The organism is Schleiferilactobacillus shenzhenensis LY-73 (genome assembly GCF_000469325.1).
Classification (GTDB): Bacteria; Bacillota; Bacilli; order Lactobacillales; family Lactobacillaceae; genus Schleiferilactobacillus; species Schleiferilactobacillus shenzhenensis.
On record NZ_KI271595.1, the window covers coordinates 12,340 to 12,603 of the forward strand.

Sequence of the window (264 nt, forward strand, 5' to 3'; positions counted from 1 at the left end):
CTAAGCGGTCAAAAACCGACCGCTAAGAACAATTTCATGGCTGACGCCCGCCAGCCTCCGGGCCCAAATCGCCTACATTCTGTCCAATCGTAAGGCCTTCGGTGCCAGGACATAATCGCCAGAGGTGGCCGCTCACACTTTACTTGCGGGCAACTGCTGCCACGACCGTGGAGGGAGGCTGCCAGGATCTCGTGTCGAGCGAGACTGTTCCAGTCTCCGAGAATGTAGGGTGACGGAGGGCGGAGCGGGCGGGGGCTCAGTGGT